We start from the raw sequence: 14511 nt of genomic DNA, 5'->3' as shown, positions 1-14511 counted from the left end.
CTCGCGGACAACTATTAATCAAGTGGGTGAATTTATTGAGTGGGGAGATCTTACATCAAAATAACCCCTGCAGCGATTAAGCAGCCCGGGTTTCTATATTCATCAACAATTATCATCTAACCAGGTCCCAAGACTAAACCGGGCGGTAATCAGTATGATTTCACCCTTCAAATTATCTTGGAGGCAATCCTAACTATCATCTGGGATGAAGTTTATTAGCTTCTATTTCCTTGATAAAAGACTCCACCATCCATCCAAAAGGATTGAACTCTCCTTCATAATAATTTAAATCAGAATCCCAATAACCAGTATGAAATTCTGTTTGGCCGAATCCATAACTCATTTCAACGATGACAGGGCTATCATTATCAAGGATAAAATCAAATGCAACTGTTTGTAATTTTAGTTTTTTTGCGATTTCAAAAGCGATTTTTAAAGCCTCCTCCGGGACCTTGCTGGTGTCAAAGTCAAATAAACCACTGCCAGATGCTCTGAAATCATTTTTTCTGACTTTGCGTCTCGCTCCGGATGCTTTTCCATCAATGATGTTAATTCGTATATCATGTTTATTCCCCGGGATAAAATCCTGGAAATAGATATAGCCTTTTTCCCGGCCTGCTATGCGATCAAATTTCGGCCGGTATCCGAGGCGTGCGAACGCTTTTGCCATATCGGTCCAGTCTGTCTTGCCGAGTCTGCGTTTACGCCATCTTTCTTTAAAATTAGACACCGGATTATACTGCCTGAATCCAGATCTGAACGCTTTCTTGACACATTTTTTTGCAGTGGCCACATCTTTAATTAGTCGTACACTGGTAGCACCTGCTCCTGTTCGCAGTTTTAACACCTTGGGGAAATTTGTGTTTTTTACCCACTCCAATGCTTTGTCTCTGCTGTAGAAAACATATGAGGGAATGAGTGGGGCATTAATAGCTTCAAAAAGATATTTTTGGCCTACTTTGTCATTAAAATGCCAAGAGGTATAAAAATCGGGAAAATACATTAAAACCTGCAGAATGCAGCGAAAAAATCAATTGTTTGGCAAACAATATATCTTTAGGGTTGGACTGGTGAAAGTGCCACATTAATCCGTCACAATCTGAGATATTTTTAATGATGTCATTCTCATAACAATTCACCAATTTGAAAGGAATTCCATTCTCTGAGCAGTATTCGACCCACCTCTTACTAAATCCACTATTCTTTTGATGTATAGCAATTGTCATAATTAAAATATTATCTCTGGCATGTCTATTTATGCCGGAAAGGCCATTCGCATTATGAATATTTTACGAAAAATTTGACAGATTTCAATTTGCTTTGTAAAAGCAGCCAACATTTAAAACATAGTAATAGCTTTGAAAACCGACGTTCAAGTTTCCATCAACAAAATAACCCCGGCCGCGTTCAAACAGCCAGGGTCATCATTTAACCGATTACCATTGTGATCTTAATGATCACATGACATCTATAGATCGGTTTCAAAGCAAATCCTTACAAAATAATTTAGATTTTTTTGAGGTTATCGCTAGTATGAAGTAATTACTTGGGTTACGGGCTTCCCAGCACGGCTCGAAAACCCTGGTTACCCGTCAATCCTTTTTATCCTTTTTTCTTCCACTGGTCATAAACAATCGGGATGATAAAGAATGAAAATGCAACAATACTGATAATTATAGAGGATAGATCGACATCCATCTTGGTTAATTTTTGATTTAAGGTATTAGCCATACCAGCTAAGCCTGGGTAAAGCAGACTCAGTGGGCCTGGCGTGTTTATCTGGACGGAATGATTGCCTTTTGGGACAACCCGGTACTACCAAGAGGTGTTACAAGAAAAAGTGGAAGGGAAAAATGAGATTCTTAACTGTAAAACCGTGTTCTATGGTCCTTGAGACAGATAGGTAAGTTGAAGCATGTCGTTGGGAGAGCGCTTCAATAGCATCGATTGCGTGCTTGTCGTCATCAGCGTCATGCAGAACATTCGGAATAGAAAGCGTGTTTGATGTATTGATGCCGCTTTCTGCCTGGTGATGAAGCGTAAATAGAGCTGCTCCGCCTAACGGATGGGTCGACGTAGTGCTTTCAGCTTTGACAGGAAGGATTTCTGCTGTGTCATAAACAGGTTGATTGTCACCCTGCCCCGACATCCCTAATGGGGTGAAAAGGACAAGAAATAAAGCTAGTATTTTCAACCTAGTATTATTCATCACTGGGTGATGATACGAAATAAGCGAGACAATATTAGAAATGTTTGCCTGCAAACCGACCTTTCTAATTCGATTTTGTTAGTTAACGTATAACCCTCTTCAAATACATATATCATGAATCAAGAAAATTCTGTAAACGACAGCAATCATTCCTGGCCCGAACTGCCGATCCCAGCCGAGTGGGAGAAGACGCTGGACGCCGTACATCTCTGGTCACAAATTATCGGGAAAATCCGTCTCGAACATATGCCCTGGATTAACCACTGCTGGCACGTCACACTGTATGTTTCCGCCCGCGGCTTAACCACCTCGTTAATTCCGCATCCGTCGGGCGGTTTCGAAATTGAGTTTAACTTTTTGGATCACAGGCTGGATATTCGAAAAGTAACGGGCAAAAGGATTTTCTTTGACCTGAAACCGATGTCGGTCGCCGATTTTTACGTTAAAACACTGGACGGCCTCAGGCAGCTGGATATTGCAACGGATATCTATCCCAAACCGGTTGAGCTTCCCGATCCCATAGTACCGTTCCCAGAAAATACCGACCAGGCTCCCTACCATGCAGAAGCGGTACATCATTTCTGGCGGGCTCTTACGGATGTCCACCGGGTGTTTACCCGTTTCCGGGCCGACTTTACGGGCAAGGTAAGCCCGGTTCACTTCTTTTGGGGTGCGTTTGACCTGGCCGTGACCCGCTTCTCTGGACGATCAGCCCCGAAACATCCCGGAGGGGTTCCCAACTGCCCCGATTGGGTCATGGAGGAGAGCTATTCCCATGAACTGTCGAGTGCAGGGTTTTGGCCCGGCACCGGTTTGGGAGAAGCGGCATTCTATTCTTACGCCTACCCCGAGCCCGAAGGATACCGCACTGCCGATATCGAGCCCGGTGAAGCCTGGTATCATGAGGATCTGGGAGAATTTATCCTGTCCTATGAAAGCGTCAGAACCGCAGAAAACCCAGATAAAACACTGCTTAAGTTCCTGCAGAGTACCTACACCGCAGCGGCGGCCAACGGGAACTGGGACAGGAATGCGCTGGAACCAAAAGGGCATCCGAACCATTAAAATGGCCTCGAACAGGGCAAGCCTGATCTGCATTTCCGGGTCCGTTTAGGCACGCTTGTTATGAGGGTCGATTTTCCTGCAGCGGAAACGACACCCGGGTATTGGATGTTAATAAGACCCCATTACGAGACGTTTTTAATCAACCCACACAGAATTTCTATGAGTTCACAAATGAAGGCATCGTATTTTGATGAATTTGGAGAGCTGGACAATATTAAAACAGGTACTCTTGAACGCCCCGAAGCCGGTGAAGGCGAGGTGCTGGTACGCGTGAAAGCGGCGGGTGTCAATCCCGTGGATGCCGCTATCGCACGTGGTATGTTGAATGAGGCCGTACCCGCAGAATTTCCGGCGGTACCGGGCTGGGATATGGCTGGAGTGGTTGAGGAGTGCGGATTTTCGGCTCGTCGTTTCGAAGAGGGGGATGAAGTGTATGCGTATGCACGTCGGCCAACCGTACAACACGGCACGTTTGCCGAATATGTGGCTATTCCCGAGAGCTACCTGGCCCATCGCCCGCAGCAGGTTAGCATGGAGGAGTCCGGCGGTATTCCGTTGGTGGGACTGACGGCCTATCAGGCGCTCTTCCAGTTTGGCAACCTGCAAGAAGGGCACACACTGTTGATTCTCGGTGCGTCGGGAGGCGTGGGTACGCTGGCTATTCAGCTTGCAAAGGCAAAAGGAGCGACCGTGATCGGCGTGGCCAGCGGGCGCAACCAGGAGTATATGGCAGGGCTCGGTGCCGATGAGACCATCGATTACAGTGCCGGCGATGTGGGAGAGCAGGTAGAAGAAGTAGCGCCTGAGGGCATTGACTTTATTTTCCACTGCTCCCGCGGCAATTCACTGAAACAAAGCATTAGCACGCTAAACAGCGGGGGACAACTTGTTTCTATCACCAACCGTAATCCGGATGTTCCGGATGATATCAGTTTCCAGTATGTGTTTGTAGAGCCCAATGCGAAACAGCTTCAAAAGATAAAGGAGCTGGCCGATGAGGGGCATATTGAGGTACCGATCTCGCAAACGTATTCACTGGAGGAGACTGGGAAAGCGCTCCGGGAAATTGAATCCCTTCATTCGCGGGGAAAAACGATTATCACTCCGTAATCCAGCTGTTGTTTTTAATGGATTCTATTTAAAGCAGTTCGATATATCAAGCTGCCTTGCGAGGGATTTCAACGTTAGCATGTACTTCAATAAAATAACCCCGGCCGTTTTCACGCGACCGGGGCCTATCCATCAAGAGAGTCATCATGCCAATTAGATCCAATGACCACATAACATTTATAGATCGGTTTCAAGGCAAATCCTTACAAAATAATTTGGATTTTTTTATCTAGTGAGAAATAAGTGTGCGATTGGTAAAAAATGGCCTTAATAGAGCCTATTCGTTGTTTTTCAGTTTCCCAGGCGTTACATTAATTCAAGGTAAAGCATTCACTCCATCCAACATGACTGGTTGAAGGTCAGATTCTGTTCGAAGAAAGCGTTTGATATCTCACAACAAGTCCCACCTTTTGAAGAAAAATATTGCACAAATAGAGCATATTATTTGGAGCTTTATTAGCCAGAAACAAAAAGCAGCCTTTGCTATATAGTATTAATGAAGCGCCATTAAACAGAAGTGTAATTGATTCTTTTAGTTGTAATCCTACTTAAAAAAATACATAGTATTATGGAGACACTATTTAAACGTTTCTTTGCAGGTTCTTTAATGTTAGCTTTTGCAGTACTATTCATTTCCAATACTGTACATGGACAGAATGATTCCGAGTTGGACACCCAGCAAAAGACCGTGTATGAGGTGGTAAATGCCAATGATAATACCTCAGAATTTGCCACTCTATTGGATAAATCTGGTTACGGCCGGATTTTGAAGCAACCGGAAAGTACCTTCACAGTGTTAGCCCCAAGTAATGAGGCAGTACAAAACGCAGATACCAAACTGAAAGCAAGTCCCAAAAAATTGATGCAAGGACAAATCTTCCAAGGAGAGGTAACGAAGGACCAGGTTGAAACCCAAACAGGAGTGACAGTACAAGAAACAGATAAATCTGCGGCCAACGGTGTAGTGTATATTGTAGATACGGTGGTTACACAGTAGTCTTAACAAACAGTTTTCCCAGATAGAAAGCCTTTCCATCAGTGGAGAGGCTTTTTTATTGCATTTTCAGATGCAATAATTTCATGTATAAAATGCTCTGATTCCCAGCTGACAAATGAATAGGTTTAAACTTTACGTGTCTGCTCTCTTTGCTCACGGTAAGCATACACCACTAATACAAAATAACCCCGGTCGCTGTCAACGACCAGGGCTAACTATTCAAACATGAGTATCTCCTATTCGCCACTCTATAGATCGATTTTAGAGCAGATCCTTACAAAATAATTTAGATTTTTTTATTTGGAGGGGTAAAAAGGGTAAAAGTGCCTTAATAGACGTTATTCGGGGGTTTTGCCATTACTCGGGCTTTGCATTTTGCCGAGGATAATTACTCATTCCACTTTAAACGACGGGGGGAGGCAAGAATTCTGTGCGTAAAGAGCGGCTGCATCCAACAAACAGGCCTCAAATTCCACATCATTTTAGAGCACTACGGAGAGATCTTCCCGCACCATACATTTAACACCGTTCCCTCGCACATTTTGGCTCTACAACGGTGCAATCCATTCACTTAATGGCACCGACACCTCTAATATTCACGCTCTGCACCTAATAACACACGATTTATTTTTTTGTAACCAGCTGGAATTCAAAAAGATATTTAGGGGCTAGTTTGATTACTACACGTAATGTACGTAGTGAGTTGAACAAAAAATCAGAACTAGGATTTACGGGATTAGACGATGAGCAGGATGGAATGTTATGCTAATGAATGATTCTGGAAATCCAGTTAATCCTGCCCATCCTGATTCTAAGTATGAGATGATGAACTAGGATAATATCATGGATAGGACGATCGGTTGCACTGAGAAAATGAATTGATCAATTGAACACAGCTTGGAACCGGGATTTACAGGATTAGAGGATGAACAGGATGATGTAAGAAGAAATCCAGTTAATCCTCTCATCTTTCCCATCCTGACTCCAATGGATGAAATGTGAACTTTGATGACCTTGCATACAATATAATCGGCTATCAACAAAGCCAAAGTAAATAGATAGTAAAGGTATTTTGTTACCCCACTGTTACCCCGAAATGATTCTTCCTCTTTCTTCGAGTCGATGTTATAAAACAATAAACCTTAACTCTGTATGGGCTAGGCTTACCACTAATTTCCAAACGGCAACGTAACGCCCAGCCAGGGGATACCAATAAAATCCCCTGCTTCTGTGGGACGTGCCAAAGCGAAGTCGACTGCAAAATTTTCTGGTGCCCACCGCACACCAGCCGAGAGAAGCCCCTGGTATGTGCCATCTACAGGTATGAGATAGTTTTCTGTTATCAAATAAAAGGTCCGGCCGGTTCTGTGCATAATACTGGCGTTTATTACGGGCGAATTGGACCAGTCATCACCGGTATAGCCGAACCCGAGTCCCAACGAGAAGTTGGTGTCGTCAGACCCGATGGTACCTACGCTATACAACAAACCCAGCCCGGAATTTTCTTCACCAATTATCCCTCCCAGCATCGCTCCAGCCGACAGGTAAACGTTGTCATTTTGAATCGGTATTGAGACCTTGGGCAGAAACCAAACGGGAGTCCCTACGCTGCCGAATAAAAAAGTAGGCACGATTCCTCCTCCAAGCGATATGTTTTCGGAAATACCCACATTGATGTTGTTGAAAAGAACCCACGTATTTTGATAGTATCCGTTGCCGGTGCCAAGGGGACGAGCATTAGTGGAGAAAAAGTAGCGTGTGGAATGTGGGTTTTTAAACCAATAGCGTCCGTCTATAACCTGTTCTGGACTGATGATCTCAGCCTTTTTTATGTCGGATCGTTGGATCGTTATCTCACCAATATCGGTTGTTTTCAACACCATTTGCTGATCGTTTTCTGTCACCAGCCTCCCGATGAATACATTTCCATTGTGAGTCTCAATTCGGTATAGTGTAGAATCGGTGGGTGTATCCTGTCCAAAAGCACCGGGAATACTACACATTAGTAAAAATGACCAGAAACAAACTGATGATATCAGTGCTGTTTTCATTGTGGTTCCCCCTTTTTCTCTCAAGTTGGCAATAGGATTTAAAATAAAAAATCAGAGTTGATAACCAGCCTGCTGTAATATTACGATTTTTTCGGATCTCATTAAGGATTCCTTTTGAACACGTGTTATTATCATTTCTGTTACGATCGGATCTCAAACAGAAATGGTTTCTTAACGCTCCGGCTCTGGTCACTCTGGTCAACAAAAATTTCGAAGGCCAGAGAATACTGCGGTTTTACTATATCTTTGAGCTTCTTATTCCGAGTTGACGTTATTTTATGCTCAACTTGCCGACTTGTACTGCTCCCGGTTAACGCTTCTCCCTACATTCAGGTCAGGAATATCATTACAAGAGAAAGGCCGGAAATATCCTATCTACAATTAAGTCAGAGTTAAATAAAAGGGGTATCTCGAATTTAGACCTTGTCACGGGATGCGCTGAGTGGCCATACAGATACATTATGAAGCACAAGCAATCAATTACGATTCTTTCTTCTATAATAATCCTGCTGGCTGTTGTAGCCTCCACAAGCGGAATCTTTTCGGGCGGCGGCCCGGGGCCATATCAAATAGAAACAGTTCGTGGAGAAACTGTGACTGTTTATGGCAAAGGGCTTTACATGCATATGTCGCAGAATGTAGCACCACAGGGGGTAGCGCAGGACTATATTACACTCGGCATAGCCGTTCCACTTCTCCTGGTTTCACTTCTGTGGGCACGGAGGGGATCCCTGAAAGGACAATTATTGCTTGCCGGGACGCTGGGCTACTTCCTGGTAACCTATCTTTTTTACCTGGTGATGGGTATGTACAACGTGATGTTCCTGGCATACGTTATCCTGCTGGGTGCTTCCTTTTTTGCCTTTTCGCAGACGCTGCTCTCCATAGATATTAACAATCTCCGGACCCATTTCGCTGAATCGACGCCCGTAACATGGGCGGGCGGTTTCCTGATTTTTAACAGCATAGCGATCGCACTAATGTGGCTGGGTATTGTGATCCCACCGCTGCTGGATGGCTCAATAATACCTGTGCAAGTTGAGCACTACACTACGCTGATTGTCCAGGGCCTGGATCTCGGGCTTCTGCTGCCGCTATCCTTTGTATCCGGCCTGTTATTAATACGGAGAAAGCCCCTGGGATATCTACTTGCTCCGGTGTACCTCGTGTTCCTCTCCATACTGATGACGGCGCTTACGGCCAAAGTGATCGCCATGGGGATTCTCGGGCAAAACATAATGCCGGCCGTTGTCATTATCCCGCTTTTCACCCTGAGCGCGATAGCCTTCTCAGTCATCATCATAAAATATGTCAAGGAGCCTGTTTATGAATACGCCTGACACCCAATCCCGACTCCCCAGTTTTTATCTACTTGCTTTTTTGATCTTTTTCCAGGCCATCAGTGGTTTGTTGGGAGGCGCAATGCTGGTGCTTGATCCAACGGGCAGTATGCTTCACATGCCGCTTACTCTGCTTGAGGATTCTCCATTCAACAGCTACCTGGTGCCCGGCCTTATCCTTTTTTTCGTATTGGGAGTAGCTCCACTCGTGGTTTTCTACGGATTGTTTCGAAGTGCAACATGGGCCTGGCCAGGAGCGGTTTTGGTGAGCATGGCACTGATTGCATGGATCGGGGTGGAGATAGCCATGATCGGCTATCAATCCGACCCGCCTCTTCAACTTATCTATGGATTGGTGGGGATAGTGTTGCTGATACTAACGCAATGGCCGGCCGTTCGAGAGAAATTCAAATCCAACTCTTTATTATCTGATGATCTCGGCTGATACCGAAAAAATGTTCATTCTGAGGAACGACAAAAGAGAATTGAGAATGTATAAACTATTGGTCTTCAGCAGTTTCTGCCTGTTGCTATCCGTTGTCGCTACTACTCAAAATTTTGGTGTAAGACAGGGGACTGTAACCAACTTCACTTCAAAAATTGAGGATCATGTTACCGGGTTAATGGAGCGCTATAATATTCCTGGAGTTGGAATAGCACTGATTGAGGACGGGAAATTAACCTGGTCAAGCGCTTACGGATACGCAGATATCAAGCAGAAACGCAAGATGACTGTCGATGCGATCTGTCGTGCGGAGTCCATATCCAAGTCGGTAACGGCCTTGGGCGTGATGAAATTGGTTGAGCGGGGCCTGGTCCAGCTTGACGCTCCCGTACAAAAATACCTTGCTGACTGGGAACTACCCGCATCAGAATACCGCTGGGAAGAGGTAACTATACGAGGTCTATTGAGCAACAGTGCCGGGATGCCGCTGGGAACGCTGGGAGAGGAGTACGGTCCACAAGCCAACATGCCGACGTTACGGGAGTACCTCACGAAAGAGGCTCTGTTGGCCTACGAGCCCGGTTCCGGTTTCCTTTACTCTAACGCTGGGTTTAACTTGCTCGAACTGGTTATTGAAGAAGTAACCGGCCGTGATTTTTCGGAGTACATGGAGAACGAGGTGCTCATTCCGCTGGGTATGCACCAGTCGAGTTACTCATGGAATGATAAATGGACTGCCAATATACCGATGGGATACGATCTCAACGGTCAGCCGGTTCCAGCATATATTTACCCGGCGAAGGCGTCCGGGGGACTATTTTCCAGTCTTGAGGATATTGCCCGATTTGTATCTGCGGGGATGACCGCTGACACTGCGGACTCCCCCATACTTAATAAAAAAAGTATCCGGAATATATATGCTCCCCAGGTAACCACTTCGGGTATCTTTGGATTTGTTGCGGACGCTTACGGCCTGGGCCATTTTATTGAAGCACTGCCGGACGGTACATCAGCGATCTGGCACGGGGGGCAGGGCCATGGCTGGATGACACATTTCCACGCTATCCCTGAAACTGGAGATGGCATCGTAATTTTTACCAACAGTCAACGCAGCTGGCCCCTGATCGCACAAATTCTTAGTGACTGGGCAGTGTGGAACGGGATGGGTCCGGTAAAATTCAGCCGAATTAATACTGTTGTTGATAGTCTGTGGTTTATAACTGATGTCATTTTTTTGTTTGCGTTATGGCATGCAGGAAAAATAGTCTATGGAATAACAACGGGTAGAAGGAGGGGGACACTTTCCCTGCGAGTATATTCAAAGCAACGGGTGGCAGAATTCCTGTTGTCAGTAATAATTATTGGCTTCTTGTTATGGGCATATAATCAAAATTACTTATTTATCACTTCAATATTCCCGGATGGTACTTCATGGCTGGGAAGAGGACTTTTGCTTCTATCTGCCGTGTTGTTGCTGTCCGTTCTATTTCCCACTTATCAAAAGGAAAATCTTCTATAATGCCATGCATTGGATGCTAGTCGATTACTTATTGATCGATTCTGTCAAGAATTGATTGATCCTGTTCAAGCTCCTGAGCTTACCATACTCTTCTTCCGGGATATCAACCTTTAGCTCTTCGCTGATTGCTACCATCATGTTGTAAAAATCCATCGAGTCGATATCCAGGGCCCGACCCAGATCTTCATTGGGCTCCAGCGTCTCAAGGTCCGCTTCCGGGGCTACCCGGTGAAGGTGCTTTTTGATGATAGTATCGATATCTGTGGTGTTCATAATTCATCCGGATGCTGAAGGTTCTCATTTAGTATTTCCAGGAATCGCGAGCCGGTATGTCCATCGGTGGCACGGTGGTCGCCCGCCAACACGGTGGAAAGCACGGGCCGTATCCCGATCAATCCGTCGACAGCACAGGGACGTTCCGTGATCTTCCCAAACCCGACAAGGGCTACCTGTGGCGGATAAATAACACCATACACTTTTTCGGCGCCCCGTTCGCCCAGGCTGGTAATGGTGATGGTGGCACTGCTCAGCTCCCGGCTGCGTAGATGCCCCTCACGGGCACGCATCACCATATCGACAAATTCGGTTCGGATTTCTTCCAGGGATTTCAAATCGGCATTCAGGATGGCCGGAATGACCAGTCCGCCCTGTCGCAGCGAGATGGCAAAGCCCACGTGTATACCCTCCTCGATATGCATCGCCTCGTCCGTCCAGAAGCCGTTGAGCTCCGGAATTTCTGTGAGGCTATTGGCCACAGCTTTTATCAGCAGCACCGGGGGTAGCAGGCGTTCATTGACCGGGCGCTTCTTGTTCTGCTCCTCAAGCCACTCAAGCGAAGCCTTCATATCGATTTCCGTCTCCAGGTAGTAGTGGGGGATCTCCCGGTTGGACTGGCTCATGGCTGCGGCAATCGACTGCCGCATGCTCTTCTGTGCTTTAATAGTGGAAACCTTCTCCGCCATCTCCACCTCTTTTTCGAAGGTCTCATCGGCTACTTTTTGTTGAGCAAAGGCTTCTACATCTTTACGATGGATCGTCCCGCCAATGCCCGACCCTTCAACTTTGCTGATATCCACATTCAGATCTTCGGCTACGCGCCGCGCCAATGGTGAGACCTTGACACGATGCAGCGGCACCTCTGCTTCCTTTTCTTTCAATTCAGGCTGCTCGGCAGAGGTTTTTAGTTCTCCATTTTCTTTCACTTTCTCCTTCTTTGGGCGGGGGGACTCAGCCACATCCTTTTTCTTTACCTCTTCCATTATTTCTTTCTTTTCTTCAGCTACCTCTTTCAATTCCACTTCCTCTTTCGCCGCTCCTTTCTTGCCATCAATAACTGCCATTACCGATCCCACCCGTACTACATCGCCTTCTTTGGCCCACCAGTTCTGTGATGATACCATCCTCAAAGACCTCTACGTCGATTAGTCCCTTTTCCGTATCGATCTCCCCGATGATATCACCTTTTTTAACGGTATCACCGGGTTCTACCAGCCATTTGACCAGCTTGGCCTCAATCATTTGGGATCCAAGGCTCGGCATGATGAATTTACCCATGGAGACCTCCCATTTTATTGACGGTATCTACAATGTTTTGGGGTTGGGGGAGGGTAGCCTGTTCCAGGTGCTTGGCATACGGTGCGGGCACCTCCTCGCCACAAACCCGCTCTACCGGGCAGTCGAGGTCGTAGAAGCAATGCTCCATAATACGAGCACTCAGTTCCGCAGAAATACCGCCGCTCTTCCATCCCTCATCTACAATAACCGCCCGACTTGTTTTCACTACGGAAGAAAGTATCGTCTCATCATCAAGGGGTCGCAGTACACGCAGGTCCACCACTTCGGCCTCAATACCTTCTTCAGCCAGCGATTCTGCAGCTTCCAGGGATTTGTGCAATCCAATGCCATAGGTGAGGATCGATACGTCACGGCCTTCGCGACGCACTTTGGCTGACCTGATGTCAACGGTCACCCCATTGCTCGACCATGCTTCTTCATAATTATAAAGCGTAGAGTTTTCGAAAATCAGCACCGGGTCGGGATCTTCGAGGGCGGGCCACAGCATGCCACGCGCATCTTCGACCGTAGCCGGAGTCAAAATTTTCAGGCCTGGGATATGAGCGTACCATCCCTCCATGCTTCGCGAGTGCTGGGCTGCCAGCTGCTTGCCCCTGCCCGTGGCCATTCGGATGACAATGGGTACATTAAATTGTCCGCCGGACATATACTGCAGGATGGCTGCCGTGTTAATAATTTGATCGGCAGCAAGGAGGCTGAAATTGACGGTCATAATTTCCACAATCGGGCGCATGCCTTCCACGGCGGCCCCGATGCCGCACCCGGTAAACCCTGATTCGGACAACGGAGTGTCGATGATGCGATCTTCTCCAAACTCCTCCAGCATCCCCTCACTAACGTTGAAGCAGCCGCCGTAGCGACCCACATCTTCGCCCATCAGGAATACGCGGTCGTCTTTTTGCATCGCCTCGCGCATCGCGTCTCGTACTGCCTGGCGGTAGGTCATTGTTTGTTGTGCCGTAGTTTTCATAGTTTTTCCCTTTTAATCACTGTAAACATATCGGGCCAGGTCTTCGACCGGTTCTTCCGTGCCATTTTCTGCAAATTGAACCGAGGTCTCCACTTCATCCGCAACCTTGTCCTGCAATTCTTTTAGCTCTTCTTCGGAGAGAATACCTTCTGTTTTCAATGTTTCCGTGAATGTGGTTATGGGATCCTTCTTCTTCCATTCCCGGACCTCTTCTTTCTTTCGATATCGCTCGGGATCAAACATGGAATGGGCCCGGTAGCGGTAGGTCTGGCACTCCAGGAAAAACGGCTTTTGTTCCTTGCGAACATACCCGATCGCTTTTTCACTGGCCTTAACTACTGCCATCACATCCATCCCGTTTGCGATTTCACCTTTAATATCATAAGACTCCGCTTTTTTGATGAGGTTGGTCTCCGCCTCGGCGAGTTCGAACGGCATCCCCATGGAATAGAGATTATTCTCACAGACAAAAAGGACCGGGAGCTCCCAAAGAGAAGCCAGGTTCAGCGATTCATGGAATTCGCCTTCATCAACGGCGCCCTCCCCAAAGAAACAGCAGGCAATGGCGTTGTTTTTCTGTCTCTTGTAGGCAAAAGCCACCCCCACCGCCATCGGCAGGCCGTTGGCCACGATCGCCGATCCTCCCAAAAAATTAGTTGCCTTGTCATACAGGTGCATCGATCCGCCCCGGCCGCCGCTGCATCCCTCGGCTTTGCCATACATCTCTGCCATAATGCTGTTCATGGAGACGCCGCGGATAAGGGCATGTCCATGCTCGCGATAGGTACCTACTATGCTATCATCTTTTTGAAGGTTCTCAATGACGCCTACAGCCACCGCCTCTTCCCCGTCGTACAGGTGCAGAATTCCCCGGATCTTTTCCTGAGTATAGAGCTCATAGGCTTTCTCTTCCATCGCCCGGATTCGCATCATCTGGTGAAGGAGATGAATCTTCTTTTTATTTCCGGCAGTGGGGGACTTGGCTTTTTTCGGGGCTGTCTTTTTTGTTGGCATCTGTTTCTCCTGTTATCGTGATTGAGATGAAATCGGTCTAAGAACTCACCTAAATCCACATTTATTTGTCAATCAAAGGGGTTTGTTACTGTTCATTTTTTGTACGGCCAAAAAACGAACCTTTAGATTCCCGTTAGTAAAACGTTCTATATTGAAGGGACAAGTAACAGACTGGAGCTGTCGGGGTGACCTAGAAAACGAACCAGCTTAAAGAGC

15 protein-coding genes are annotated in these 14511 nt (G+C 46.6%); 6 read left to right on the top strand and 9 right to left on the bottom strand.

Annotated features, from left to right (window positions below; genetic code table 11):
- Positions 1-196: 196 nt before the first annotated feature.
- The 3 genes from NC796_RS22770 to NC796_RS22760 form a co-directional block, all read right to left on the bottom strand.
- Entirely contained in the window at positions 197-730 is a 534-nt protein-coding gene (locus NC796_RS22770; RefSeq protein WP_310688100.1) for a hypothetical protein, read from the bottom strand.
- A gap of 872 nt (positions 731-1602) precedes the next feature.
- Positions 1603-1731: a hypothetical protein gene (locus NC796_RS22765; protein WP_310688098.1), complete on the bottom strand. Its 129-nt coding sequence runs from the start codon at positions 1729-1731 to the stop codon at positions 1603-1605.
- A gap of 97 nt (positions 1732-1828) precedes the next feature.
- Positions 1829-2212, bottom strand: coding sequence for a hypothetical protein (locus NC796_RS22760; RefSeq protein WP_310688096.1), 384 nt, complete (start codon positions 2210-2212; stop codon positions 1829-1831).
- Positions 2213-2323: 111 nt separating this feature from the next.
- On the opposite strand from NC796_RS22760, the gene NC796_RS22755 reads away from it, so the two are divergent.
- From NC796_RS22755 to NC796_RS22745, 3 genes are all read left to right on the top strand, one after another.
- The gene (locus NC796_RS22755; protein WP_310688094.1) at positions 2324-3274 is read left to right on the top strand and encodes a DUF5996 family protein; all 951 of its coding nucleotides are present in this window, start codon (positions 2324-2326) and stop codon (positions 3272-3274) included.
- Between the two features lie 159 nt (positions 3275-3433).
- On the top strand, positions 3434-4384 hold the full coding sequence (locus tag NC796_RS22750; RefSeq protein ID WP_310688093.1) for an NADP-dependent oxidoreductase: 951 nt from the start codon (positions 3434-3436) through the stop codon (positions 4382-4384).
- Between the two features lie 568 nt (positions 4385-4952).
- Positions 4953-5381 (top strand): fasciclin domain-containing protein, encoded by a 429-nt coding sequence (locus tag NC796_RS22745; protein ID WP_310688091.1) that lies wholly within the window; start codon positions 4953-4955, stop codon positions 5379-5381.
- A 1169-nt stretch (positions 5382-6550) separates the two neighbouring features.
- On the opposite strand, the gene NC796_RS22740 is transcribed toward NC796_RS22745, so the two are convergent.
- On the bottom strand, positions 6551-7432 hold the full coding sequence (locus NC796_RS22740) for a hypothetical protein (RefSeq protein ID WP_310688088.1): 882 nt from the start codon (positions 7430-7432) through the stop codon (positions 6551-6553).
- A 461-nt stretch (positions 7433-7893) separates the two neighbouring features.
- Between NC796_RS22740 and NC796_RS22735 the strand changes: the two genes are divergently transcribed.
- Genes NC796_RS22735 through NC796_RS22725 form a run of 3 tightly spaced genes read left to right on the top strand, consistent with a single transcriptional unit; the run spans position 7894 to position 10736 of the window.
- Entirely contained in the window at positions 7894-8772 is an 879-nt protein-coding gene (locus NC796_RS22735) for a hypothetical protein (protein ID WP_310688087.1), read from the top strand.
- On the top strand, positions 8759-9217 hold the full coding sequence (locus tag NC796_RS22730) for a hypothetical protein (RefSeq protein ID WP_310688085.1): 459 nt from the start codon (positions 8759-8761) through the stop codon (positions 9215-9217). The genes NC796_RS22735 and NC796_RS22730 overlap by 14 nt, the downstream gene beginning before the upstream one ends.
- Positions 9218-9263: 46 nt before the next feature.
- Complete coding sequence (locus NC796_RS22725) at positions 9264-10736, top strand: serine hydrolase domain-containing protein (RefSeq protein WP_310688084.1); 1473 nt, start codon at positions 9264-9266, stop codon at positions 10734-10736.
- A gap of 24 nt (positions 10737-10760) precedes the next feature.
- Here the strand turns inward: NC796_RS22725 and NC796_RS22720 are convergent, their stop codons facing one another.
- The 5 genes from NC796_RS22720 to pdhA are packed head-to-tail and all read right to left on the bottom strand — an operon-like array spanning position 10761 to position 14295.
- Positions 10761-11009, bottom strand: a complete 249-nt coding sequence (locus NC796_RS22720) for an acyl carrier protein (protein ID WP_310688082.1) — start codon at positions 11007-11009, stop codon at positions 10761-10763.
- Complete coding sequence (locus NC796_RS22715; protein WP_310688079.1) at positions 11006-12136, bottom strand: dihydrolipoamide acetyltransferase family protein; 1131 nt, start codon at positions 12134-12136, stop codon at positions 11006-11008. The genes NC796_RS22720 and NC796_RS22715 overlap by 4 nt, the downstream gene beginning before the upstream one ends.
- Positions 12063-12290: a biotin/lipoyl-containing protein gene (locus NC796_RS22710; RefSeq protein ID WP_310688077.1), complete on the bottom strand. Its 228-nt coding sequence runs from the start codon at positions 12288-12290 to the stop codon at positions 12063-12065. The genes NC796_RS22715 and NC796_RS22710 overlap by 74 nt, the downstream gene beginning before the upstream one ends.
- On the bottom strand, positions 12283-13281 hold the full coding sequence (locus tag NC796_RS22705) for an alpha-ketoacid dehydrogenase subunit beta (protein WP_310688075.1): 999 nt from the start codon (positions 13279-13281) through the stop codon (positions 12283-12285). Before NC796_RS22705 ends, NC796_RS22710 begins: the two co-directional genes overlap by 8 nt.
- A gap of 12 nt (positions 13282-13293) precedes the next feature.
- Positions 13294-14295: a pyruvate dehydrogenase (acetyl-transferring) E1 component subunit alpha gene (pdhA, locus tag NC796_RS22700; RefSeq protein ID WP_310688074.1), complete on the bottom strand. Its 1002-nt coding sequence runs from the start codon at positions 14293-14295 to the stop codon at positions 13294-13296.
- Between the last annotated feature and the right edge of the window lie 216 nt (positions 14296-14511).

The organism is Aliifodinibius sp. S!AR15-10 (assembly GCF_031569985.1).
Classification (GTDB): domain Bacteria; phylum Bacteroidota; class Rhodothermia; order Balneolales; family Balneolaceae; genus JAMQKA01.
The sequence above is the reverse complement of the archived record's forward strand: the minus strand, read 5'-3'. Positions and strand labels throughout refer to the sequence as shown.